Origin of the sequence: Rhodococcus sp. ZPP (assembly GCF_017656075.1) — a bacterium.
GTDB lineage: Bacteria > Actinomycetota > Actinomycetes > Mycobacteriales > Mycobacteriaceae > Rhodococcus_F > Rhodococcus_F oxybenzonivorans.
In genome coordinates this window covers 135,033-159,501 of record NZ_CP058639.1, presented here as the reverse complement: position 1 = coordinate 159,501, position 24,469 = coordinate 135,033, and the positions used below count along the sequence as shown (strand labels likewise).

Sequence of the window (24,469 nt, the reverse complement as noted above, 5' to 3'; positions counted from 1 at the left end):
GGTTTCCGGCAACTGACCGGGCCGAACTCGACGCCCGCACGGCGGCTGCGGCCGAGCGCCACTAGATCGGGCACCGCCACCACACCCGCACAACGCGATGCCCGGCCGCGCAGCATCCGGATCTCTGTGGGGTTGGGCCGCGGTGGACTTCCGACCGTGGGTACGGTGCGAGTCAATCGATCTCGTGAAGCTGCGCTGACATCAAGCGCGACTCTACAGCCGAAGCCCCAGGAAGGAACCATGACGACAAAGCATTCCGACCCCGATCCTCGTTTTACCTACTCCGAGTCGATCTATGTCGACGCCTCCCCGCAAACGGTGTGGGACGTGGTGACCGATATCGAGCGTACGGGGGAGTGGAGTCCCATTTGTCGCGCATGCTGGTGGAAAGAGCCCGCGACCGGCCCGGAAGTCGGTGCCTGGTTTCACGGCCGAAATCAAGCTGGCGACCAGGTCTGGGAAACCGAGTCTCAGGTAGTAGTGGCAGAGGAACCGGTTGAGTTCACCTGGATGGTCGCCGGTAACGCGGTCCGCTGGTCCTACACCCTCGCGCCCGAGGGGAACGGTACTTCGCTGACCGAATCGTGGGCGGTGCAACCTGCAGGTTTCGAGATGTTCGCCGAGATCTTCGGGAACGATGCGGAAGCTCAGCTCGAAGTGCGGCGCGAAGCTGCACTGTCCGGAATACCCACAACCTTGAAAGCGATCAAGGGGATCATCGAACGCTTGTAGCCTCGCTCCCACCTATGGTCTTACCGACTGCGCGTGGAATGGTTGAGGCTGTTGTCGTTGGTCGGGGGGTGTCAGTGTTGCCTCGCTGTTCCTCCGGCTACTACCGGTATCCAGTCACTTCCAATCGTCCCGCGTGGGTGCGGCATCGACGACCCCGTCGGGCGCGTGCGCCGGCGGGGTCGTATGTGGTTCGGGAGCCGATATATCGCCTCGGGTTGTGTGGAGGCTGTCGAGGGGACAACCACGACAGCACTACGGAAGTGCAGCGCGGAGCTCGAGGAGCGGGCGGCGCGGATGGCGGTGGAGTAGCGCCGTGGTCCGGCTGTGGCGTGATGTGGCCACGTCCTGCCGCCAAATGTGGTCAGCGAAGACGGCGCCAAGGAGTTGCCGAGCTGATTCCGACCGCCACACTGATCGACGTCCCCGGGGCCGGTCTTATGGTTGCAACCGTCTGCCTTCCGGTGCCGAAATCTCATCACCGGAATAGCACCTGGCGGTGGAGCGCTACACTTGACATAGCTACGATACCCGTAGCGTATCTTAATTTGGGAGGTGCCTGAATAATGACGGCCCAAACAATGACGATCCGGAATTCGTGGTCGGGATGGTCGGCGATGTTCCTCGGTGTTGTCACGATGTCGGCGTCGTGGTGGGCGGACACCACGCCCGTTGGTGCGGGGCTCACCCTTGGGTTCGGTGCGTTGGTGACTGTCTATGCGGCGTGGTCGCTGATCGCGCGGGATCCCACGAAGGATCACTGGGCGCTGTCGGTGGTGGGGTTGGCGCTGTTCATCGCGCCGTGGGTGGGGTTGTTCGCCGGTGACGGTGCGGCCTGGACCGCGTGGATCTGCGGCGCGTTGATCATGCTGGTCGGCGGCGGTGCGTATCTGAGCGACGAGTCGGCCAACGTGACCGAACAGGTGCAATTGCACAACCGTGCGAGCTACGAGGCGTCGATCCGATGAACGCGAACGCTGTACCCCAGCAGGAGGGACATCGGTCGATGTCCTTCCTGCTGTGTGCCTGAGGGACGCCGAAGACAACGGTCGACTGCATTAGGCCCGCACCTATGAACTGTTTGTTGACCGCGTAGGAGGAACGCGAACGGTTCATGGGGAATCATTCGGCGGTCGAGGTACGCGAAACCGCGACGTTAATTGCAGCCATCGTTCCGGCGAATCGCGAACCTATCGGCGAGCAGACGTCTTTACCGGTCCCCCAGTTTATTTCGACGAATTCCATGTTGAAGCTCAACATTGTGTCGGGAGAGCTCTCCCGCCATGGCGGGACATTTCGAGCGAACGCGTCATCGCCCCGCTGTAAGAGTCGGCCCGCCGTCGACCAGGGGCCGGCGCAACGCAGTCGGCAAGCCGGGAGTGGTGCCCCCGGTCGAGCGCTCCGTCAAACCTCTTGGCCGACGAGGTCGATGGCTCGCGGAGTATCGGCTTGGTCGGCGGACTCGATGAACGTGCCCCCTGGTGCGGTATTTCGGGGAGTGTGCCCCGGGGTGGACTGCCGCCACCTGGTGATTCCCGGTGCATCCGAATGCCGATCCGGTCGCCCGATTCGGAGCTGAGGATTGGGTGACCGTGCTCATCGGGTGAACTGATTATGTTGGAAAAGCTTCCGTTGCAGTTGTGCTGAGTCGGCAAGAGGGGATTGCCCATATGAGATGGGCATTGCGATGTGTGGTGGCCGAGGACGGGCCGCTGCTTTGCGGGGACGAGGGCACACGATGGGTCATGCGATCACTCGCAGCGAATGCTGTTGCCCGGGAGGGTGGCCTCGACCGCCGTGTGGGCGGTCGAGGCCACCTAGGAGATGCTCAGGCGTCCTTGCGACGGTTGGCTGCTTCCCGTCCTGCCAGGTAGCCGAAGACGAGCCCGAGGGAGATCGTTCCGCCGGCGCCTCCGTAGAAACCCTTCGTGGGTGCGCCACCGGAATTGCCTGCGGCGTAGAGGCCCGGGATGATGTTGCCTTCGGTGTCGAGCGCGCGCCCGAGTGCGTCGGTCTTCGGACCGCCCACGGTGCCGAGCGCGCTGGCCTTCACCTCGAGCGCGTAGTACGGGGCGGTGTCGACCGGTCCCAGCACGCTCGACTTCGGGCTGTTCAGCACGGGTCGGATGATCTTCGCCAGGGGCCCGACCACGAGGGAACGGACAAGTTCGGGGTCGTTGTTCCTCGCTACCCGCCCTGCGAGTTTGCTCACGAGCGGACCGATCGCCGCGGCGATGCGCATCCGGGCCTTGGCGGCGGCGGCGGGGAACCGCGCGTCGGGCGAGTTCTTGCCCAGCCGGGGATAGTAGGCGCCGAAGTAGCGGTCGAACAGCGTGTCACCGCGGTGGAACTGCGGGTCACGCGCGCGTGCGGCCTCGGGATTGAACCGGTCGACCGTGCGGAGCAGCCCCGCCTCGTCGACCCCGATCGTGCTCGCCAGCTCCGACAGGGTGCCGGCACGGTGGAGGTAGTCGGGCACCTCGCCGCCCGGCGTGACGCCGAAGATTCCGAACCTCGTCCAGTAGTTCTGGTCGAAGATCAGCCACGCCGTGGCATTCGGCATGGTGCCGGTCTCCGGGTCGACCTCGCGCATGATCTGTCCGAACTGGTCGTAGGCCAGGGCCTCGTTCGCGAAGCGCTCGCCCTTGCTGTTCACCATGATGCTGTGTGGCAGCGCGCGTTCGCCCAAAAACACCCGAGCGAGCGGGCGGCCCTCGAGCTCCTCCCCGGGCAGCTGCACCCCGGGCATCCACCAGGCGTCCTCCATGCCGGTCAGATCGGCGCCCACTTCCTGGGCCAGCTGCACCGCGATGCCGTCATGGCCCTTGGGGGAGACCTGCACGCCGAAGGGGGCGTCGAGGTAGGTCGTGGTGATGTCGGGCGAGCTCTCGAATCCGCCGCTGGCCAGCAGGACGCCCCTGGTGGCACGCACCGTGTGCTCGACGCCGTCCGACCGGACGACGATCCCACGCACGCCCGACTCATCCGCGATCAGCCGGGTCGCGGATGTCTCGACGCGTACGTCGATGCCGTTGCGCAGGCCCGCCTCGAGCAGGGCTCCGATCAATGCCGGTCCGGCGAGCCAGACGTCGTCGATGCCGATCCCACCCAGGAGCCAGAACGGGAGCGGGTTCTTGGCCATGCCCGTCGTCAAGGCCGGTCGCACGAACTTCGCGTCCGCCCCCAGTCCCTTCGGGGAGTACGGACCGGGGAACAGCGCCCGACCTACGGACGCACCGTCGATGTCGGATCGGTAGTCCGGCCAGATCGTCGGGATCCACCCGAAAGGGGTGTGCTCTTCGATGAACCGGGCGACGTGGGATCCGGTGTGAAGAAACTTCTCCGCCAAATCGTGGTCGAGGATCTGGTCGCGGCCCTGGCCTAGATGTACCGCCGGGCCTGGTCCAGGTCGTCGTGCACCTTCAACGCCTTGGTCGAGAAGCCGTGGTTCGGGATCCAGGCGGCACCCGCCGAGATCCCGGTTGCGCCCCCGACGATCTCGCGGGACTCGACCACGAGGACTCGGGCCCCTTCCTTGGCGGCGGTCAGTGCCGCCATCAGGCCGGCGCCGCCGGACCCGACGATCGCCACGTCCACCTCGTCGGGGATGCCCTTCTGGGACACGGTCCCGATGGAGCCACTGTGCTGAGTCGAACTGCTAACCATGATCCTCCGTACTGTGAGTTTCGGTCGCGGCCCTTCCAGATCGGAAGGATGCGACACCGATATTTAGTTGAAATGTCAATCATGCTGGCCTATTTCCGTGTGAACCTGGCCCTGCGAAGGCCACTCGGACTCTTACTGGGAACGGTGCCCTACCGGCTCCGTGCCACTCAGGGCTGACATGCTCATCTGCCGCGCGTCGAGCGCCCCGTTGCGTCGACGAGTGGGCCGGACGGGGATTCGGCTGAGCCGATCCTGTTGACAGATCGAGGCCCCGAATTGATCACGATTCGTCGCGACTGGGCGTAGGGTAAGCGCGTCTAGTCAAATGTGTAAGACGCTGTGCCTGACAATATTTGGGCAATTCGTCCTTTAGGTATAGCCGGATCGGCAGTGGGAAGCGATGCCGCCGGGAACGTGCTTGATGATTTGCACGTAAAGGGCGAGAACGTCTTTCGCCCAGAGGGCAACCGTTCAAGCTACCCGCAGTCGGCCCAGGCCGGTCGGATGGAGAACCTGTCGCGCAGCGCGGCCAGGAGTCGGTGATCGGGGTCGGGATCCTTTGCGATCGTTGAGGAATTGTTGCCGGAGGCCACCGGTGCCGATCGTTCGTTGCGGCTCCTCCTCGTTCGCGCACCGCCTGGCGAGCTATTTGACGAGCAACTGTCCGAGCCGACGGCGCTGGTCGCATGGTTGCGCGCTCTGGGCCTGCCACATCCAATGCAGTTGCTCGAGTCGGGCGGTGATGCCGATCAGTAGGTCCTGGGTGACCGGGTCCGCCTTCTCGGTGGACTCGATGCGGGCCCGCAACCGTGCGATGACGGCGGCCAGGTTCGCGGCGATCGTCTCGACCACCTCGCCGTCGGGTATCCAGCCTTCGCCGAATCCCGTGGTACCCGCGTCCGCGGCGACGGTGGCCGCGCGGCCGTCCGGGCTGACGCCGATCGCGGTGGCGCGTTCGGCCGCGTCGTCCGTGAAATTTCGTGTGACGGTATTCAGCTCGTCGAGGGAGGGGTGTGCAGACAGGAAGTGGGGTCCGATGACGTTCCAGTGCGCCTGTTTGGCGATCAGGCTCAGGTCGATCAGGTCGACGACGGTGTCTTGCAGGGCTGTGCCGGCGATCCGCTGCCGCCCGGCGTCGAGGGTGGTGGTGATGGGGGTGGTAGTCATGATTGCTCCTGACGTTTCGTAGGTCAGTTTCGGGGTCCTTGTTGTGGTCGCACCGGCCGTGGTCGTCCCGATTGTCTGGGCGGCGTGGTAGGGGATCGCGCCCGTCGGTGAGATCGGTACCCACGTGTGCCGCCGGTGTTTCCGGCACCCCACGGTCGATACATTCGTCGGTCTCCTCTACTTCGGGTCGCTACCGGCGTCGGGTCGCCGTGGGTGCGGCGCATCGTCACGGCGAGGACCCGGATGCTGCGCCACCCCGGTTTGCTAGACCGTGCGGGCTCGAGTGGCCTTACATATTCAGGGGCTCATCTCGGGCGCATCAACGGTCCGATACGCTACGGATAGTGTAGCGAACGTCGGTAAGAATTCGCTGAGGGCACCTTCTCGCGAGGACTCCACCGGAGCTGCGAGTCGGTGCGCACCGTTGCCCGTGCCGGCCGGTCCGGCCTGCCGAGCCGAAACATCGTGTCGGCCCTATGATGTCCGACGTGACGCCGCGGCAATGCTCGCCATCCGGTGGGGGAACTCGACGAAATCGGACTATGGAGGATCGGCTCGTCTGCATGACTGCATTCCTGCGCGTCGACGTTCGAGCACGCAGGACGTTACTGCGAAAGTCTCACCTGGTTCGAACTCGACGACCTGACTTCTGCGGACGGCTGGGTGGGGAGGGTTCCGCCCTCGTTTTCCCATCGATCGAGTTGTTTCGCTTCGGGCGCGGGTCGGGAGGACTCGAACATGGCCTCGATGTGGGACTTGATGTCGACGGTGTTCATCGATCCGCCGTAGGCGACGGATCCGTAGAGGGTGTGGGTGGGTGTTCTCGACAGGTTCATTGGGGGGTTCCTGTTGTGGGTGGGCAAGATCCGGGTTGTGGCGGTGCCAGTGCGGGTTCGTCAGATCATCCGGGCCGCCAGGATGACGGCCGCGAACATCAGCAGGGCGATCAGGGCTCCGGTGGCCACCGACCGGGCGACGACTGCCGCGAACGCGGAGGTCGGCGCCGCCGCCGCGACCGCGATCAGCGGCACCACCGGTGACCGCGCGTCGCGGCCGATGGTGTGGGGGGTGTCGAGGTCACCGCGGAGGAACGCGACGACGGCCCGCAACGCCTCGCGGGGGAAGGTGCGGGTGGGATTGTGCGCGTTCGTCGCAGGCAGCCGATCTGCTCGTTCGAGTGCGGATGGATGTGTCATCTCCTGCTCCCTCCTGTGAAAGCGAATGTCGGTGGTGACGTCACTCCGGCCCGGGGGCCGGGCGGGTCCTTGTTCCCCTCCGGCGGGCGGCGACGGCATCGGGTGGTGGGTTGCCGGCCATGCCCGAGAGTTCGCTACGATACGATCAGCGTAGCGAATGATTCTGAGGGTTCGCTGAGCGTCTTTCACCGCCCTCACCCGGGCGGCGGGAAGCGCCCCGGCCGGGCCGAGTGAAGCAGGACCCATGACCGAGAGGACGCGACAAACAATGCCCACGACAGACGGTCCACCGCCGCAGGCTCCGCCCTATGCGCTGCGCGGACAACGCAGCATGGCGCGGATCATCGACGCCACCCTCGACCTGCTGCGCACCCAGGGCCCGCAACGGGTCACCATCGACGCGGTGTCCGCACGCTCGGGTGTCGCGAAGACCACCATCTACCGGCACTACCAGGACCGGGCGCAGATGTTGCGGGCGGCGCTGGCGGCGGCGGTGGACGAGGACGCCCCCCGCATCCCGGAAGAGCTGCCGATTCGGCAGCAACTGCTGTGGATGTTCGACGACACCCGCCGGGTCCTCGAGGAACAAGCCGGTATGGGGACGATCGCGGCGATCCTGACCGATCAGGACCCCGAGTTCACCGACCTGTTCCGCGCCGTCACCGCCGCCCGCCGCCGCACCATGATCGACGTCCTCGACGCCGGCATCGCCGCCGGCGCCCTACCGGCGGACCTCGACACCGACCAGACCATCAACATCATCATCGGCTCCTACCTCGCCGCGGCGCTGCGTCACGGAACCATCGCCGACGACTGGGCCGATCGACTCCTACGCACCCTGTGGCCCGACCTGACAGAGTAAAGAGCGCCGATCACCGCGCCCCGAGACCGCACCCGGCGGCGATCGGCGGGCGGCGGGCGGCGCGCCCATCAGGAGCGTACCGTGTGTCGCAGGCACTGCATTGCCAGTGCATTCGTATACTTCTGTGCCGGAGGAAGTTTCCGGTCACAGAGCGGGATCGGCGACCAACCGGCGAGATCTCGTCAATTTGTCACCGCCTGTTCCGTGCCTCCGGCGATCTCGCCCCGGATGCGCACTGCATGTTGCTGTCGCGTCGGTGGTCGCCGTGTCGAACGCTGTTCGCGGAGGCAAGTCCGACTGTGCGCTGGCGTCGACGAGAGGCGTACGCATGTACTGGATGCGGTAGACATGCAGCCATGGCAACCGAACCGCCGCCGGCGGCGATCGGTGATGTTCGGCGCCGAGTGTCTTTGCACCGTCGGTGAGCTCGTCGAGCAGTTCGGCGTTGTCGGTGAGTGATTGCGTGGCCGCGGCGGTGTCGACGACAGGGAAACGTGCGATGACGACCACGCTCATGACTGGCTCCTTCGCCCGGGTCTTCGTGTCGATCTTCCCTTTCAGCATCGTGCCCGGCCGGGGCAGGGGAACACCCCGCTGCGGTAGTTCTCCGAGGCCACGGCCGCCCGGGCTGCACCGCCCCGGTGCGGGGGTGTGCGCCCCGCACCGGGCACCGGCGGTGTCTATGCGAGTGTCCGTGTTCCACCCCCGCGCGCCCGGCCGCCGATGGCGGACAGCGCATCGCATCGGCCTCACGCGCCCCGCACAGCGGCCCGCGCCCTCATGGCCGCTGAGGCCCTCGCGGTCACGGTCGACGAGCTCGACAGCGTCTCGCAGGCGGCCAGTGCCCACGTTCGGGCGCTCACGCGATGCGCATCGGCACCGCACCCAGGAATGTTCGCGTGGTCCGCGCGTTGGCAGTTGACTGCTCCGGGCGGTTCGGTCTCGGATGGTGTTCGTGCAGGTCGCCTCGCGTACCGGGCCGGATGGTGCTTATGCTCGATCTCGGGGGTTTCGCCGAGCGAAGAGGTGCATCAGCATGGCCCGAAACAGCGGCAGCCGGCCGGTCGGTGGCCCGGGGTTGACGGTCGGTGTCCGGGTGCTGGTCCGCAGGAGCGTCGGGGTCGATCTCACCGGTGAGGTGGTCGAGGATTATGCGGCGGTGACCGATCCTGGCGGTGGTGGGCACGAGTGGGCGCCGGTGCATCGGTGGGCGGTCGCGCTCGACGACGGGCGGCTGGTTTTTGCCGATACCGAAGACCTGACCATCGATCCGGGCTCCACCGCTCGGCCCCGGACCTGAACCCGAACCGGGAGTCGGCTGTGCGGGCACCCGGCCGACACCGGGGGCAGTGATCGGCGGCGGCCGCTTCGTGGCCGGTGGGCGTCGCCGAACAGCGTGCACACGAATTGTGCTAGCAGTCAGTCGATTACATGAATGGTGTGGGTGAGGTCCCGGAGGGGGTACGTCGATCCCCGCCGCATGAGCTGTCGGGGTATGCGTCAGTCGTAACATAGCCGCACCGGACGTGATTTGCGCTGTGGTGTTGTTCGAAACTGACGTTGCGGGCTTACCGTGTCCGGTATGAGAGGTGATGAGGCTCGCGTGGCCGGGCGTTCCCCCCGAGATGTGGACACCAATTCCTATGCAGCAGTAGCCAGGGTAGCCGATCGCTGCTCGAACTCGATCGGACAGATCTGGCCGAGAGTGGAATGCCTCCTTCTGGTGTTGTATCGAGTGATCCAGCGGAAGACTTCGGCGCGGGCCTCACCCGCGCTGTTCCAGCGCTTGCGCCCCTTCAGCGTTTCCCGTTTCAACGTCGCGTTCATTGATTCGGCAGCCGCGTTGTCCGCCGACGTTCCTACCGCACCCCGCGACCGGGTTACCCCGAGCTCGCGGCAGAGGGCGGCGAACTCGGCCGATGCATACTGGGCTCCATTGTCGCTGTGGAAAATTGACCCATCGAGACCTGCGGCGCCGCGACAGGCAGCGGCCGCCCGCAGCGCGTCGGCGACCAACTCGGTACGCATGTGGTCGGCGATCGACCACCCCGCCAACCGTCGCGAACTCAGGTCCAACACCGTCGCCAAATACAGAAATGCACCGTCACCGACTGGGAGGTAGGTGATGTCGCCGACGTATCGGGTGTTCGGTGCGCTCGCGGTGAAATCCCGCCGGATCAGGTCCGGCACCACAGCTGCATCCGGATCGGGGACGGTCGTACGTACCGGTTTGCGTAGGTGCACGCCGACGATCCCGTGCTCGCGCATCACCCGTTCGACCCGCTTGTGGTTCACCTCGATCCCTGCCTCGCGCAGCTCGGCCGTGATGCGCGGGGCACCGTAGGTGCCGTCGGAGTCGGCATGGATGGCGCGGATCCGCGCGGCCAGCTCCTCGTCGGCGCGGTCGCGGGCGGCCCGGGACGGCGCAGAGCTCCGCCACCGGTAGAAACCCGAGCGGGAGACTTCGAGGATCTGGCACAGCCACTTCACCGGAACGGTGTCGCAGTGGTCGTCAACGAACTGGAAGCGGCTCACCAATTCGTCTCGCCCGCGAAATACTTCGCCGCCTTGCGCAGGATCTCCCGCTCGGTTTCGAGCTTTCGGATCTGGGCCTTGAGCTGCTTGTTTTCTTCCTCCAACACGGACTCGGACGATACCTCGCCCGCCGACGACGCCGGCCGCGCCGCCCCACTGGCCCGGAGCTCGGCCGTGGAGGTACCGGTGCGTTTGCGTTCGGCCCTTACCCAGTTGCGCAGGGTCTCGCGGCTGACGCCCAGGTCGTTGCCGATGCCGTCGAAGGTGTGGCTCGGATCGGACAGATACAGCGCGACGGCATCGGCCTTGAACTCCGCCGAGTACGCCTTCATCGCCATCAGTGACATCTCTTCCTCTGGGACCTTCACGACCCAGTGTTCACGATGTCCTCACTCAGGGGGAACTCCCGCCCGGGACTTCGCGAGGTGGTTGTCATCTCACGGGTGGATGGTGGTGACCGATACGGATGTCGTGGATATCGTTGCCGAGAAGGACGGCCACCGGCTCTACGCCGAGGTCGAGGGTGCGTCCACCGTGCCGGGGTTGGATGTAGATACCGCGATCGGGCAGTTGGTGCGGCGGATGCCGAGCGAGGCGGATCAGTCGGTGTCGTTTGCGTTGGTCGTGCGGGACGAGCCTGGATCGGTGGAAGCGGCGGGGCGGGCGCCTCAGCGGATTCTGGATCTGTTGGGGATGGCGCTGTATGCGGTCGATGAGGACGGTGGTGTGCGGCAGCTCTTCGGCCGCGCATGACGACTGCCGCCCGGCACGGGCGGAGACTGGCCAGCAGGGTGGCCATGAGCATCGCCATGACCCGTGATGGTGGGGTAATGCCGTGTTGGGGGCTACAGCTCAGTCGGTGAGAGCCGTGGACTCGGAATCGGTGGTCGCGGGTTTCGCGCCCCGCCCGCCCCACCGCCCCGATTGCGGGTCGCCGGGAGGTACGTGAGACGAAGACATCGCGCGGGTCGAGTGTGTGCGATGCGGTGACATACGGCGGTGGCAGACTCTACGCAGATCAGCCGCCCCGGAGGATTGCACCGTTTGTGGTGTGGAGACGTGCGGGTCCTTGGATGTTCCGAGGTTCTCAGGCGCAGTCGCGGCAGATCAGCTGCGCGGGGTCGGCGAGGCGGCTGCGATGGTGGACCAGAAAGCAACTGGTGCAGGTGAATTCATCGGCCTGCTTCGGGATGACGCGGACGGTGAGTTCTTCACCGGACAGGTCGGCGCCGGGCAGTTCGAAGGATTCGGCGGTGTCGGAGTCTTCGACGTCCACGACGGGGACTGGGTGTCTTTGCGGCCGGCGGTCAGCAGTTCGATGGACGTGTCCGCGTCGTCGGATTCGGTGACTCGCGGGGCGTCGTAGTCGGTGGCCATGCCTGATCTTTCCTCATGCTCTTCGGTGTTCGGATCCGCCAGATGAGAGGGTCCGCCGCCGCGACACGCATCCGGGGTTATCGGGTGCTGTGGTTGCCCCACCGCCGATGCCATCCCGCCGACGCAAGTGCGCGCCGCCGCGCCGGTCTCGCCGGAGCGGCGACGCGATGGGCGGGAGCGCTGAGGGTGGCCCGGTGATCCGGCGGCGCCTCGGTGAACCTCAGTTCTTGTTTCTTAAAATGCGGTGTGTGGTACAGATATTCAACATCCGGCCTTGTCCAGTCAATGAGTATCCGAGCGAGGACCCCGCCCGTTTTCGGAAGTCAGGTAAGCAGTTTGCGCGACATCTCCAGGTCGGGTGGGCGAACCCCGCACTGGTCCGTGCGCTTCCGGGGGTGGTGACCTGAACTGAAGGACCGTGCACAGCGACGACAGCGGCGGCCCCTCGTCGCGACCGGTGCGCATCACCCTCGGTGTGTCGGCGGGTGTCGACGTTGGTGCGGGTGTGGTTCAGGTGGGGGAGAGGATGGCGCTGTGGTCGGCGATGATGCGGGCGACGAGGTCGCGGCCGGGCCCGTGGTCGAGTGGCAGGGGCGTGGTGGTGGGGACGACGGTCAGGTCGGGGTGGGGTGTGATCGCGGGGTCGGTGGTGAGGACCGCGGCGAGGGTGTCTTCGTTGTGCCGGGGCCGGTAGGCGAGGCCGTCGATGTCGGGGTCGGCGGTACGCCGGGCTAGGGTTCAGAAGTAGCGGAGCCACACGTACCCCCATGCCAGGGTGGTACTCAGCAGGGTGACGATGATTCCGTACTTGGTGAAATGCCAGAAGGTGATGGGATGCCCTGCGCGGTGTGCAATACCGATCGCGACGACGTTGGCACTGGCGGCGACTGCCGTGCCGTTGCCGCCGAAGCATGCGCCGAGAGCGAAGGCCCACCACAGCGCACGGCCGGTTTCGGCGTCCGGCGCCTGACCGGCCATGCCCTCGACGACCGGAGCCATTGTCGCGGTGTAGGGGATGTTGTCGATGAACGCGCCGAGGATCGCGGATCCGAAGATCAGCGAGGTGGCAGCCGAAAAATAGTTGTCGCCGAACGCTGAGACGGCGGCAGTGCCGACGGCTTCGACAATGCCGGTGTGCACCAGGCCGGCGACCATCACGAACAATCCGATGAAGAAGACCAGGGTCGCCCAGTCCACTTCGGGCAGTACTTCGGCCACGTCGATATCGGTCACCACCAGCATTGCGCCGGCCCCGACGAGAGCAACGATCGACGGCTCGACATGCAGCACCGAGTGCAGCCCGAATCCGATGATGACGAGACCGAGCACCGCCAGCGACCGCATCAGCAGCCGAGTGTCTTTGATCGCGCGTCGTTCCTTCAACGCCATCACCTGACCCACCTGCACCTCGTCGGTGTGTAGCGCGGAGCGGAACAGCACCCTGGTGGAAACCACGAACAGGGCAAAGATCACGATCACGGCAGGAGCCATGTGAATGAGAAAGTCGTTGAACGTGAGGCCTGCCCGGCTTCCGATGATGATGTTCGGCGGGTCTCCGATCAAGGTGGCGGCGCCGCCGATGTTCGAGGCGAGCACTTCGGCGATCAGATAGGGCTGCGGGGCGATGCGCAGGCGCGCGCACACGACGATGGTCACCGGTGCAATGAGCATGATGATGGTGACGTTGTCGAGGACCGGCGATGCGATGGCCGTGATCAACATCAGCATGACCATGAGGCGGAAGGGTTTGCCGCGGGAACGTTTCGCCGCCCAGATTCCGAGGTAGTCGAACACGCCGGTTTGTTTGATGACGCCGACGATGATCATCATTCCGAGTAGCAGGAAGATGACGTTCCAGGCGATCCCTTCGTGCTCGGAGTAGAACACCTGCTCGCCGGGGATCAGCCCGAGCACGGCCATCAGGGCCGCGGCGACGAGGACCGTTTTGACCTTGTGTGCACGCTCGGTGGCGATGAACCAGAGAGACCCGACGAAGATCGACAATGCGAGTACGGGGGCCATCGCTCAACCTGTCGTCGCGACCGGGTCTGCTGGTTCGGGATCAGTCACCGGGCCCGGCGACCGCCAGGCTGGTCAGAAGCCGCTCCAGCGTTACCGCGCCGACCAGCTTGCCGGTCTGGTCCACCACGGCAATCAGGGGGCTGTGTTTCTTCGCCATGACGGTGGCGATCTCGAGCAGCGTCGCCGCCGGAGGCACACTGGTCGGCTTGGCAATGGGATTGGGCAGGCAGTCACCGACGGTCAGCCGGCCGGCCTCACGCCAGAACAGGTCGGCGTGCATTTCGTCGATGGTGCGGACCAGGGCGGGGTCGTCCTGATACGACTCGGGAATGGCGAGCCGCAGCACCTGTGTACCGGGTAGAACGGCGATTGGACGGCCCGCGTCGTCGACGACGATCAGCCCGGGCAGCCGGTTGACGACCATGAGCCGGACCGCAGTCGACACCGGATCATTCGTCCGAACGGTGGGTGGGCTCACCGCGATCTCGTGTGCTTGCATGGCTTCGTTCCGTTGCGTGCAGGCTGGAGTGGTCGTCATCATCATCGTCCTCGTTCTCGAATCAGTTCGCGGACCTGTCGTTCCACCGCGGCGAGTCGATGCGCGATCGTCGTCCGATTGATGTGCATAACGCCTCCCTGCTGGAGATGGTCTCGAGTGTTCTCCGACCACCGATCCCGCCACAATCGGCCGCAACACCCATTTCTGTGGGTGAACGACATGTATGGACAATGCCGTCGTTGTGCGGTCACTCTGGTGGGGTGAACCGTCGCGTATCGGTCGTGAGCAGGTGTCGGGGGCGGACACGGACACCCGCCGGGGCGCTGTTCCGGCGACTCTTCGTGATCAACGGACTGGTCTTCACCCTCGGAACCCTCGCGCTCGCGCTGTCACCGGCGACGGTGTCGGCCCGCATCAGGTTGACCGAGATACCGGTGCTCGTGGTGGGGCTGGCTGTGATCCTCGCTGCCAACGCGTTTCTGTTGCGCTCGAGCCTCGCCCCGTTGGACAACCTCGCCCGCTCGATGAGCCGGGTGGATCCGCCACACCGTAGCGACCGCCTCGACGATCGCGGGAACGGCGATCTGCACGATCTCATCGCCTCGTTCAACGCCATGCTGGACCGGCTCGAAACCGAACGGAGCTCGGCGACCGGGTCGGCACTCGCAGCGCAGGAAGGTGAGCGAGCGCGGATTGCGCGGGAGCTGCACGATGAGATCGGCCAAAGCCTCACCGTGGCTCTACTCGCCCTCAAACGCGCGGTCGACAAGGCGCCGATCGAGCTGCGCGGCGACCTTCACCACGCCCAGGAGGCGGTGCGCGCCAGCCTCGACGAGGTCCGGGGCATCGCCAGCCGGTTGCGCCCCGACGTGCTCGAGGACCTCGGACTACACAGCGCACTCAACGCCCTGTGCAGTGAGTTCACGCAGGCGACGCGGATTGATGTCGTCAAACACATCTACCCCAGGCTCGCCCGGCTGGATCCGAACATCGAGCTGGTCTGCTACCGCGTCGCCCAAGAGGCCTTGACCAATATCGCCCGCCACGCCGGGGCCCAGGAAGTGCACCTGGACCTGCACGTCGCCGACGATCAGCTGACGTTGTGCATCGTGGACGACGGCAAGGGCGGCGTCGTCGCCGACGGGGCCGGGATCAAGGGGATGCGCGAACGTGCCCTGCTGGTCGGCGCCACGCTCGGCATCGACTCGCCGTCCGGTGAGGGCACGAAGGTTCGATTGGTCGTCCCCTTGCGCGTGGAATCGAGCGTGCGATGAATGGTCGAGGTGCTCGCATACTGCTCGCCGACGATCATGCGATGGTGCGGAGCGGTCTGCGGATGATCCTCGATGCCGAGCCGGACCTCCAGGTGGTGGTCGAGGCCGCGAATGGATATGAGGCAATCGGTGCGCTCGACGACACCCTGGTCGACCTTGCGATTCTGGACATCGCGATGCCCCGGATGACGGGGCTGCAAGCAGCGCGAGAGATCAACCGGTCCCACCCACAGGTTCGGATCCTCATTTTGTCGATGTACGACAACGAGCAGTACTTCTTCGAAGCACTCAAGGCCGGCGCGTCCGGTTACGTGCTCAAATCTGTGGCCGACCGCGACCTCCTCGAGGCCTGCAGGGCCACCCTGCGAGGGGAGCCATTCCTCTACCCCGGTGCGGTGACCGCCCTCATCCGCGACTACCTGCACCGGGACCGGACCGGAGAATCCTTGCCGGCCACCATTCTGACGCCCCGTGAGGAGGAAATTCTGAAACTGATCGCGGAGGGCGACACCACCCGGGAGATCGCGAACACCTTGAGCATCAGTGCCAAGACAGTCGACCGGCACCGCGCGAACATTCTGCAGAAGCTCGGACTGCGGGACCGACTCGCGTTGACTCGTTACGCGATCCGCGCCGGACTGATCGAACCGTAAACGACAGGCGAACCGAGGCAACCGCTTGGCTACACTCCCCCGGGGGGCATGCGGACGGCGTGTCCGGACCGGGGGCCGCCGGCGCCGCCGCGCTCGCGCTGGGCGCGCTTGGTGGCATGCACGTTTCGGCCGGTGGTGTGGCCGAGATCCCGGCGCGCTGGCGCCGCATAGCTGAGCGTTTCCTTAATGTTCGGGTTGTGGTGTAGACGCGCGCCGCCCAGCCAGGGTAATTACATGTTCAGAGAGTGCGGCGAGTGCCGAACCGGGGGGCGGAGAGGTCCCGATGGTGTGGAAGCCGTGCGTGTACGCGAGGCGTTGGCCGGAGTTGTGGGAACCACTGACTCAGTCGCAGCGGTGGGAGCTGTCGCAGGCACTGGCTGATGATCCGCCAAGCGATGCGAGCCGCGGCGAGATCGCGGACCTGGCCGACTATGTGGCTGGAACCATCACAGCTGACGAGTATGAACAGCGGGCCGAGTGGCGAATGGTCGATGCGGATTCGGACCATGGCTCGGTCGACACGGCGCCGATCGACACCGCCGCTTGAGCTGTATACCTCCGTGTCCTACGGATCTACCGAACGAGTTTCGGCACGCCGATCCACTGTGTCTGATGCGGGCGCGTCCTGGACCGGGTCGCGCAGTGCCGCAACAGGTTCCGCACAGGGTTGGCCACCATTCGGTCGGCGTTCCGTGTGGGCGGGCCAGGAGTGCCCCGCCGTGAGGGATGCCAGTCGCTCGATGAAGGAGGTCTTGGCGGCCATCCAGGTACCAACGATCGCGGCGTGGCTCCACCGGCGTGTCCATGCAGAGGAACGGCGCGGTGAGCGCCGAGGGCGACGAGTTGACCGCGGTGGCCGAGGCCTCGGTACAGCAGTGTGCCGCCCTGGTGCAGGCTGCGATCGCAGCGGCGTCGAGTCGATGGGGCAGTTGGCATTCGCGAGTCTTGGCGGCGCGGAAGGTGGCGAGTTCATCGCTCTTGCGCGCAGGCAGCGACGCGGGTGTCTCGGGACTGATCCGGTGGGTCCCCGTGGTGGTGCCGCTGAAGCGGCCGATGAGACAGATCTCAACCATGAAGAGAATCCGTGTCACTTTCCAAATTTCATGTCACTCGCGTGTCACTTTCCAGGTTTGGTGTCACTCGGGACAACACTGGATGCGTGCCCAGGACCAGCGTGGTCGAGGTCAGGTACGTGCAGGACGACGGCGGTCCTGTCGCGACAACGGTCGCTGCTGTGTGGATACGCATCAAGTCGTACATAGTTTGCCGGTTCGACGGGTATCGATGAACATCCCGATGAATCACCAGGGCTGGGGCGCGCAGCTTCGCCAGAGAAGGTCATCCCGCCTCATTCGACGGCTGTCGCGTCTCCTCGAGGCGCTGCCGCTGCCGGATCCCGTACGCCGCCTCCTTGACGGCGGCGTCGTCTTCGAGACCCGACCCGAGCGCCCCACCAATGGTCGCGATGGACGCCAGTAACCAGGCGAGCGTGAGGTAATCGGAGAAGTTCACCCCGTGTCCGAGGATGCGGGACAGCAGTTCCGGGGGAAGAGTGAGACACGCGGTGAACAGCAGCAGGCAGAACAGGGCCACGTGCAGGACGACGACGCCGATGACCAGGGTGACCACGGTCGCGGTGTTATACAGCACCGAACGATCCCGCTCGGCCGGCGACTTCGGCCGCTCCCATAGTTCATGATCAAGGATCAACCAGAGAATCATCGCCACGATCGACAGGACCGTCGCCGCACTCATACGCCACGGACCCATCGTGTCGGCGAACAACCAGATCGTGTTCGTGGCCAGTGCGATAGCGCCCGTGGCGAAGGCGCCGACGAGCACCTTCGACAGTCCGGTGACCAGTCGCCACGGCCGGTTGGCCCGCACCATCCCCGACAGCAGTCGCAGTCGCCGCAATCCCGAGGGCGCAAAGTACCGGATGCCGTCCTCGATCTGCACACACGGGAACCGTCGCGCCGCGCCAGGCGGCGTAAGTTCCGGTTCATCAAGGATACGGGCGATCGCGAGTTCGGTGACGGAGCGGACGCGGTGCGCGATGTGGACGCCGCCTACTCCGGCGACGGAAATGAGCGCAAACAGGTGGTCGGCGCTGACGTCGGCCACCACCGGCAGGGTGTCCTCGCGGCGCGGTAGATCGGTGAGGTACACGACGATGTCCTCCTCCTCGGAGGACGGATCGACCGCGTCGATGACATCTGCGAAGTTCGCTTGCTCGTCTGCGAGGTAGGGCTTCTGGCGCACGCACGTCGTCCACCGGCGCTCGAGCCGGTCAGGGCTACGCAGGCGTTCCGGTAGGTACTCCGCGATGCGTTCCGCGAGAGCAGCTGGTTCACCCGGATCCGCGATCAACAGCACCGAGACCTGCTCACTCGCTGCATCGGGTTGCAGGTGCTCGTTCGCCTTCACCGCCTACGCGTACCCGTCCGGACTGCCCGATAGTGCCCCGTGGAGTGGTGGACTTCGGATCGGCACGCGGTACGCATAGCGATCAACGAGTCGCGGTGAATACTATGCTGTTCCGCTCGAGCCGGTCAACGACAACGCCGGCTCGGTAGCGTGTCCCTTCGCGGCGATCACCGCACGGAGCTCGTCCATGCTCACATCCGAGACGTAGCGGCGGGTGACCTGCCATTCGTCGTGCTGCTCGATCACCACCGCGGTCGCCAACCGCAGGAACGCGGCCGGGTTCGGGAAGATCTCCACCACATCGGCTCGACGCTTGATTTCCTTGTTCAACCGCTCAATTGGATTGTTGGACCAGATTTTTTGCCAATGCGCCTTCGGAAACGCGGTGAAGGCGAGCACATCGTGCTTGGCGGCTTCCATCAACGCCGCAACCTTCGGGAACGAACCGGTGAAGGTATCGGTGACCTGGTCCCACTGCGCGGCCACGTCGACCGGATCGGTGTGCGAAAAGATCGTCTTGACCGCCGCCATCACCGGCGGCACATGCTTGGCCGCCACTGCCGATCGGATGTTACGCATGAAATGAACCCGACACCTCTGCCACGATGATCCCGCGAACTGCTGCATCACAGCAGCTTTGAGACCGCTGTGCGCATCGGAGATCACCAGATGCACCCCCGACAGACCACGGTCTTTGAGGCTGGTGAGGAACTCACGCCAGAACTCGTAGGATTCACTGTCGCCGACCGCGGTACCGAGGACCTCGCGGGTGCCGTCGATCGACACCCCGGTGGCGACCACCAACGCCTGGGACACCACGTGCGCACCGACCCGGACCTTACAAAAAGTGGCATCGAGGAACACGTACGGAAAGCTCGTGTGCGTCAGGGTGCGCTCCCGGAACCGGGCGATCTCGGTATCGAGACCGGCGCAGATCCGCGAGACCTCCGACTTCGAGATTCCGGATTCGACCCCCAATGCACCGACCAGGTCATCGACGCTGCGAGTCGAGACCCCGTGCACATACGCCTCCATCACGACCGCGTACAGGGCTTTGTCGATCCGCCGGCGCCGTTCCAGCAAGGATGGGAAGAACGACCCGGACCGTAGCTTGGGGATCTTGACCTCGACATCGCCGCTGGTCGTGGAGACGGTCTTGGTGCGGTGGCCGTTGCGGTGGGTGGTGCGGGTAGCGGTGCGTTCGTAGCGGCCGGCGCCGAGCTTGTCGGTGGCTTCGGCTTCGATCAAGGCCTGCAGGCCGGCGCGGATCAGTTCGGCGAACACGCTGGCGCTGTCGGCGCCGGTGAGTGCGTCGAGTTGGGCGAGCAGTGCAGAATGGTCGTGGGTCATCGCGTAGCTCCTGGTAACGAGTCACTGTGAGAGGTAACTCGTTGATCACTACGCGATGGCCCACCCTTTTCGAGGGAGCGACACGCCCGGACCTGGCCGGATGCCGTCAGCCGATTCCCACCACTCCCTGGGACTTACCCGACTGCCCCCAAACTCCAGGCAGTGAGTTCGAGTCGATCAGCGCTGCGGATCTCCGCTGGCTCGGTCCGGGAGACACCTCCACTAGCGTCCGAGAATGCACCTTCGACACGACCGGGCGCAGTCGTCGGGATCTGGCGTGGTCGGTATACACCTGCCAATCGACCCATCCGGGCAAACCGACCATCAATCGGCGGGTGATCGATCGTTTTACGGGACAGCGACCGGGCTGAGGATTTCGACAAGTTTAGCGAGAATCAAGCACTGGCACGACCTTATGAACCTGCAGGTCAGGTGCGCAGAGGACTGACACCGAGACGTGGAACCTACACCAGTTTTGTAGGTTCGGCAAAGCGGTGTTCTCCAGAATTTGCATGTCTCATGATTCTCTGAACTTGTAATCCACCGTTGTTGTGTGCGTAGTCGTCAGTCCTTGGCGACGGTCACCGACCGTCCGGCGATGTCTCGGAAGCTGGGCAGTCCAAGACCGACGGTGTCGGCCCGGTGGGTGAGTTGGGCGAGTTTCTGTTCGGCACCGGCGAGACTGACCTCGAGGCCTTCGACCTCGCCGAGCCAGCCCTCGCGTGCGGCCTCTGCGATGCGGGCTCGCAGGTTGTCGCGGACCTCGGTGATTCGGTGTCGCTGGGATGGGTCCGGCCGCAGCAGGCTGCAGCGCAGGCAACTGTGCTCATGGACGCAACCGGTCGCGTATGCCCGACCGCAGTCGCCCATGGCTACCCGGCGGCGCTCGAAGTGGCCGAGGAACTCCTCCCATTCTGCGTCGGTGGGGGTCCGGTATTCCTCGCTGGGGCGGGAGGCTCGGCGTCGCGCGATGAAGGCGCGATGGCCGTTGATGACCTCCTCGGGATAGACCGCCTTGTACCCCATAGTGGTATTGATATCACGGTGGCCGACCACAAGTTGGGCGATATGCGGCGGCATCCCATTCAGGATGGCGTCCGTGATGAATAGTCTTCGAAAATCGTGGGGGGAGAACAATAACGGTGCGCCGGCGGCGTCGGTCAGGCCGGTGCGCGCGAGGGTGTAGTTGAGTAAGTCCCGGACGCCGGCAGCGGGGATCGGGCGGTTCTCGCCGCCGATCCTCCGCTGGAACAGCAGGGGCATCGGGGAGTTCCAGACCCGTTCGTGGGTGTCGTAGGACACCACCAACGGGACGGAGTCGCTGAGGCCGCGGATTCGGCAGATGATCGCGCTGAGCACGTCTGCCAGATCGGGGTCGATGACCAGCAGCCGTTCGGCGTCGGTCTTGGATGGGGCGATGTGCAGCAACGGAATGAGCTCGCCGGTGCTGGGCATCCGGTATTGCACGAGGCTGTGGTGAGACAGCTCCGTCAACTCCTCACTGCGCATTCCTGTGCGGTGCAAGACTTCCACCGTCGCCCACGACCAGAACGCTCGGTGCTCCTCCAGTGTCAGGTCACGCCGTTTCCCGGTCTGGGGGTCGTCCGCCCAGGCCTTGGCGGTCGGTTTCTTGGTGATCGACCTGCGCCAGCGCTGTCCGGTTGCAGTGAACTCGCACCCTGGTCCTACGGCTTGCGCGGCCGCCAGTCGCTCGGCGGCCAACTTGCGCTCGGTGTCGACCGTTCGCCTCAATGCGGGCAGTACCGGCAGGCGCTCGCGGGTCCTCTGGTCCATGCGTGACTTGCGGACGGCGTTGTCCTTCTTACGGGACAACTTCTCCTCCCGGATGGGACAGGGAGCCGCCCACACGCCCCAGCGGCCGGGGTCGTCGACAGCCCACTGGGCGAGGTCGAGGTAGAAGGCACGCACCATGGCCAGGTAGTTGGTGCCCAGGGTGTCGCGCGGAACCTCTGTCTCGACGACCTCACCATCAGCGGTTTTGGTCCGGGTCCTCTTCATCGCGATCCGCCGTTGCCACGCTGCCGCGACATCAGGAGCCAGGCGCAGCGAGCCGATGCCCGGGTGGTGGTCCTCCAGGTCCTTCCAGAACAATTTGCCCAGACCGAATGCCAATGCCCGCAAGGAGGTGTAATCGACGGAGGGTTGGCGTTCTTGCAGGTATTCGACTAGCAGATCCCGCATTGGGCGACAGGCGATCTGGTAGCGGTCGACCATCTGCTCGACGCTGATCTGGCCCTGGGCGCGGCCGCCGATGGCACGGACGGTCGGCGGGGCGGCGTCGGGGAACACGCCCATCGCGTGCAGTAGCTGGTAGAAGTACGCGCTGGTGTCGACTGGCCCCTTCATTCCCAGCAGCAGTTCGGCCAATTCCACACAGTCGCCGGCGGTGATGTCGCCGACCTTGCCGCCCTTGGCGGCCATGATGGTTGCGATCCGCCGCAGCGCGCCGTCCTTGGTGTGGGCGTTGGCGGGGTCTTGGCGACAGACAGCGACCAGCGCGGCAAACCCTTCCGGGTCGCGACTGCGGGCCATCTCGGCGGTCAGGATCTGCACAGTTCCGGGCGTGAGCAGCCACGACAGACTCGGCCGGATCACCTCGCCACTGATCAACAACAGTGCCCCGCCGCCCAGGGCGCCGAAGTCATTCTTCGGGCTCGCGTAGGCGTGGCCGTTCCGCTGAAGCCATTCGATCGCGTGCCGTCGCCACGCGATGTTGCCGGCCGCGTCAGCGCCGCTGACCAGCCACCGATCCTGCCAGTTCTGGCCAGGATGCTGCTCCAGCCAGTGCAGAATCTTGCGCAGGCCGACCCTGCGCCGGGCCTGCGTGCCGAGGACGTCTGGGGCGAACGGCGGTGCAAGCAACCGCGCCAGCACCTCGTCGCGGGACTGCTCTGTGGCAGGCCACGTCGATACCGGCTGGCGGGGCGGGAACTGCCGGAGCAGTGCCGCCCCCACGGGGCCGAGCTTGCGCCCGGGCCGGGCGCTGGTCAAGATCTGCGCGGTCATGCCGTGCCCTCCCCGAACAAGACGTTGAGAGTCTCTGGCCGATACGACACCTCCGGCGGGCTCGCTGCGGCCGAGGACGCCTGCCCTTCTCGACGCGCGTGGTGTGCGAGCACACTCGCGATCACGTCCTCGGCCAAGGGTGTCGTGTAAATCTGGGTGGTGCTGAGTAGCGCATGACCAAGAACCCACTGCACGTCGGTCAGCGGCATCTCGGGGTCGCGGGCCATCCTGTAGGCGGCAGTGTGCCGAAGATCGTGCAGCGACCAGTTCGACCCCAGCACCGCGTTGGCCCGGAAGAACATCCGGTAGGCGGCGTGATAAGTCAGCGGCCGAAACGGTCGCCGCAGCGTCCACCACAGCGCGTCATCGGCCTTGGTCGGGACCAGGCCATGCATCTGCGCCTGATACAACCTCAGCCACACGAACGCGTCCGGCGAGGCCGGCACCTGCTGGATAGCCCGAGTGCCTTTGCGCACCAGCGCGATCAGCTGCTGCCCGGGGTCGGCATCGCGCTGCTTGGCGCCCAGCAGTTCCGAGGCCCGCGCCCCCGAGGACACCCACAACGCCACAAGCGCTCGGTCACGATGCGAGCCGAGTTGGGCGAACAGTTCGTTGAACTTCTCATCCGGGATGCTGCGCGGCACTCGCTGCACATGCCGGGGCCGATACAACCCGGACCTCTCGTTGCGGTACGGCTCCATCGGATTGTGGTGTGCGTGTGCCCTTTCGTTGCGCCGAGCCAGAGGGAACGGATTGACCATCGGACCCGACCCGGCCTCGCGATGGAACTCGTAGAAGCCCCGCAGCACGCTCTCGCAGTGGCCACGCGTGCTCGCCGCGTACTTGTTGCCAGGCTTGGGTTTTCCTGTCACCGGGTTCGGGACGCCCGCGTCAGGACCAGGCTTCCTCGGCTTGTCGGTGACCTGGACCCAGCGAGTGAAATCCCGCGCCTCGGCGCGGGTGGCGTGGTTCCACGGCACTTCGATCGCCCACAGGAACCGGAACCAGCGCAGCAGGTCCATCCCGTATGACCGCTGCGTCGTCGCGGACCGTCCGGCCGCCTGCAAGTCTCCCAACCACACCGCGACCGGGCCGACCACCTCGCCAGTCGGGTCCAGCAGCCGCCATGGCTCCCACAGGTCGTCGGTTCCGGTCATCGACCCGACCCTCGGCACGGCCAACGTCGCCAGATCCCGGCCGTCCTCGTCTCTATCGATCATAGAGCCGGACCATAGTCACCCAGTGGTATCCCGTGCGCTGATCTGCGCGAACTGTCCCGGTAGTTCAGTCAACGGGTAGACATCCAGACTCTGGCGCCGAGGCTGGTCAGCGAGGGACTGCACCGTGAGACGTCGCCTCACTCGGCTGGACGGGCTTGCCATCAGGGCGTGGCCGCGGTGAGCGACGAGTTGATCGCGGTGGCCGAGGTCTCGGTGCAGCAGTGTGTCGCCCTAGTGCAAGACGGCGATCGCAGTGTCGTCGAGTCGATGAGACAGTTGGCATTCGCGAGACTTGGCGGCGAGTAAGGTGGCGAGTTCGTCGCTCTCTGTGTCGCAGGGTGGCCCAGGACTGATCCGGTGGAGCCCCGTGGTGACGCAGCTGAAGTGGCCGATGAGACAAATTTCAACCATGAAGAGAATCCGTTTCACTGTCCAAATATCGTGTCACGCGCGTGTCATTTTGCA

At 65.5% G+C, this 24,469-nt stretch carries 22 protein-coding genes and 1 pseudogene; 9 read left to right on the top strand and 14 right to left on the bottom strand.

From position 1 onward, the window contains the following. Positions 1–240: 240 nt before the first annotated feature. The gene (locus tag HYG77_RS31985) at positions 241–732 is read left to right on the top strand and encodes an SRPBCC family protein (protein WP_208964229.1); all 492 of its coding nucleotides are present in this window, start codon (positions 241–243) and stop codon (positions 730–732) included. A 563-nt stretch (positions 733–1,295) separates the two neighbouring features. After that, positions 1,296–1,697, top strand: a complete 402-nt coding sequence (locus HYG77_RS31980) for an SPW repeat protein (protein WP_244461441.1) — start codon at positions 1,296–1,298, stop codon at positions 1,695–1,697. An 860-nt stretch (positions 1,698–2,557) separates the two neighbouring features. Here HYG77_RS31980 and HYG77_RS31975 read toward each other — a convergent pair. From HYG77_RS31975 to HYG77_RS31960, 5 genes are all read right to left on the bottom strand, one after another. Continuing rightward, positions 2,558–4,078, bottom strand: a complete 1,521-nt coding sequence (locus HYG77_RS31975) for an FAD-binding protein (protein WP_280123328.1) — start codon at positions 4,076–4,078, stop codon at positions 2,558–2,560. Positions 4,079–4,110: 32 nt separating this feature from the next. Continuing rightward, entirely contained in the window at positions 4,111–4,395 is a 285-nt protein-coding gene (locus tag HYG77_RS40765) for an FAD-dependent oxidoreductase (protein WP_280123327.1), read from the bottom strand. A 645-nt stretch (positions 4,396–5,040) separates the two neighbouring features. After that, positions 5,041–5,562, bottom strand: a complete 522-nt coding sequence (locus HYG77_RS31970; RefSeq protein WP_208963676.1) for a DNA starvation/stationary phase protection protein — start codon at positions 5,560–5,562, stop codon at positions 5,041–5,043. A 605-nt stretch (positions 5,563–6,167) separates the two neighbouring features. Then, positions 6,168–6,398: a hypothetical protein gene (locus HYG77_RS31965; RefSeq protein WP_208963675.1), complete on the bottom strand. Its 231-nt coding sequence runs from the start codon at positions 6,396–6,398 to the stop codon at positions 6,168–6,170. A 60-nt stretch (positions 6,399–6,458) separates the two neighbouring features. Beyond that, positions 6,459–6,758 (bottom strand): hypothetical protein, encoded by a 300-nt coding sequence (locus HYG77_RS31960; RefSeq protein WP_208963674.1) that lies wholly within the window; start codon positions 6,756–6,758, stop codon positions 6,459–6,461. Between the two features lie 268 nt (positions 6,759–7,026). Between HYG77_RS31960 and HYG77_RS31955 the strand changes: the two genes are divergently transcribed. After that, the gene (locus HYG77_RS31955) at positions 7,027–7,620 is read left to right on the top strand and encodes a TetR/AcrR family transcriptional regulator (RefSeq protein WP_244461440.1); all 594 of its coding nucleotides are present in this window, start codon (positions 7,027–7,029) and stop codon (positions 7,618–7,620) included. Between the two features lie 144 nt (positions 7,621–7,764). On the opposite strand, the gene HYG77_RS31950 is transcribed toward HYG77_RS31955, so the two are convergent. Continuing rightward, positions 7,765–8,136 carry a hypothetical protein gene (locus HYG77_RS31950; RefSeq protein WP_208963672.1) on the bottom strand — a complete coding sequence of 124 codons (372 nt, stop codon included), beginning with the start codon at positions 8,134–8,136 and terminating at the stop codon, positions 7,765–7,767. Positions 8,137–8,656: 520 nt separating this feature from the next. On the opposite strand from HYG77_RS31950, the gene HYG77_RS31945 reads away from it, so the two are divergent. Further along, complete coding sequence (locus tag HYG77_RS31945) at positions 8,657–8,920, top strand: hypothetical protein (protein WP_244461439.1); 264 nt, start codon at positions 8,657–8,659, stop codon at positions 8,918–8,920. Positions 8,921–9,261: 341 nt separating this feature from the next. Here HYG77_RS31945 and HYG77_RS31940 read toward each other — a convergent pair. Further along, positions 9,262–10,493 (bottom strand): IS3 family transposase gene (locus HYG77_RS31940; protein WP_208964227.1). Its coding sequence is split into 2 segments (ribosomal slippage): positions 9,262–10,172 and positions 10,172–10,493, totalling 1,233 coding nucleotides; the frame shifts between segments, so codons are not numbered across the junction. A gap of 109 nt (positions 10,494–10,602) precedes the next feature. Here HYG77_RS31940 and HYG77_RS31935 point away from each other — a divergent pair. Then, positions 10,603–10,908, top strand: coding sequence for a hypothetical protein (locus HYG77_RS31935; protein ID WP_208963671.1), 306 nt, complete (start codon positions 10,603–10,605; stop codon positions 10,906–10,908). Positions 10,909–11,242: 334 nt separating this feature from the next. Here the strand turns inward: HYG77_RS31935 and HYG77_RS31930 are convergent. Then, a pseudogene (locus HYG77_RS31930) lies at positions 11,243–11,532 on the bottom strand (DUF4193 domain-containing protein). 534 nt (positions 11,533–12,066) lie between these two features. On the opposite strand from HYG77_RS31930, the gene HYG77_RS31925 reads away from it, so the two are divergent. After that, positions 12,067–12,267: a hypothetical protein gene (locus HYG77_RS31925; protein WP_208963670.1), complete on the top strand. Its 201-nt coding sequence runs from the start codon at positions 12,067–12,069 to the stop codon at positions 12,265–12,267. A 3-nt stretch (positions 12,268–12,270) separates the two neighbouring features. Here the strand turns inward: HYG77_RS31925 and HYG77_RS31920 are convergent, their stop codons facing one another. Together HYG77_RS31920 and HYG77_RS31915 are read right to left on the bottom strand one after the other, a co-directional pair. Further along, entirely contained in the window at positions 12,271–13,554 is a 1,284-nt protein-coding gene (locus tag HYG77_RS31920; RefSeq protein WP_208963669.1) for an ArsB/NhaD family transporter, read from the bottom strand. Positions 13,555–13,594: 40 nt separating this feature from the next. After that, entirely contained in the window at positions 13,595–14,053 is a 459-nt protein-coding gene (locus HYG77_RS31915; RefSeq protein WP_208963668.1) for a CBS domain-containing protein, read from the bottom strand. Positions 14,054–14,313: 260 nt separating this feature from the next. Between HYG77_RS31915 and HYG77_RS31910 the strand changes: the two genes are divergently transcribed. The 3 genes from HYG77_RS31910 to HYG77_RS31900 all read left to right on the top strand — a co-directional run bounded on the left by HYG77_RS31910 (position 14,314) and on the right by HYG77_RS31900 (position 16,527). Continuing rightward, positions 14,314–15,327 carry a histidine kinase gene (locus tag HYG77_RS31910; RefSeq protein WP_244461438.1) on the top strand — a complete coding sequence of 338 codons (1,014 nt, stop codon included), beginning with the start codon at positions 14,314–14,316 and terminating at the stop codon, positions 15,325–15,327. Further along, positions 15,324–15,980: a response regulator transcription factor gene (locus HYG77_RS31905; RefSeq protein ID WP_208963667.1), complete on the top strand. Its 657-nt coding sequence runs from the start codon at positions 15,324–15,326 to the stop codon at positions 15,978–15,980. The genes HYG77_RS31910 and HYG77_RS31905 overlap by 4 nt, the downstream gene beginning before the upstream one ends. Positions 15,981–16,263: 283 nt before the next feature. Then, the gene (locus tag HYG77_RS31900; protein ID WP_159928078.1) at positions 16,264–16,527 is read left to right on the top strand and encodes a hypothetical protein; all 264 of its coding nucleotides are present in this window, start codon (positions 16,264–16,266) and stop codon (positions 16,525–16,527) included. 791 nt (positions 16,528–17,318) lie between these two features. Here HYG77_RS31900 and HYG77_RS31895 read toward each other — a convergent pair. The 4 genes from HYG77_RS31895 to HYG77_RS31880 all read right to left on the bottom strand — a co-directional run bounded on the left by HYG77_RS31895 (position 17,319) and on the right by HYG77_RS31880 (position 24,004). After that, positions 17,319–18,407, bottom strand: coding sequence for a hypothetical protein (locus HYG77_RS31895; protein WP_208963666.1), 1,089 nt, complete (start codon positions 18,405–18,407; stop codon positions 17,319–17,321). 102 nt (positions 18,408–18,509) lie between these two features. After that, complete coding sequence (locus HYG77_RS31890; RefSeq protein WP_208962286.1) at positions 18,510–19,757, bottom strand: IS256 family transposase; 1,248 nt, start codon at positions 19,755–19,757, stop codon at positions 18,510–18,512. Positions 19,758–20,321: 564 nt separating this feature from the next. Further along, positions 20,322–22,784: a site-specific integrase gene (locus HYG77_RS31885; RefSeq protein WP_208963665.1), complete on the bottom strand. Its 2,463-nt coding sequence runs from the start codon at positions 22,782–22,784 to the stop codon at positions 20,322–20,324. After that, the gene (locus HYG77_RS31880) at positions 22,781–24,004 is read right to left on the bottom strand and encodes a site-specific integrase (protein WP_208963664.1); all 1,224 of its coding nucleotides are present in this window, start codon (positions 24,002–24,004) and stop codon (positions 22,781–22,783) included. Before HYG77_RS31880 ends, HYG77_RS31885 begins: the two co-directional genes overlap by 4 nt. Between the last annotated feature and the right edge of the window lie 465 nt (positions 24,005–24,469).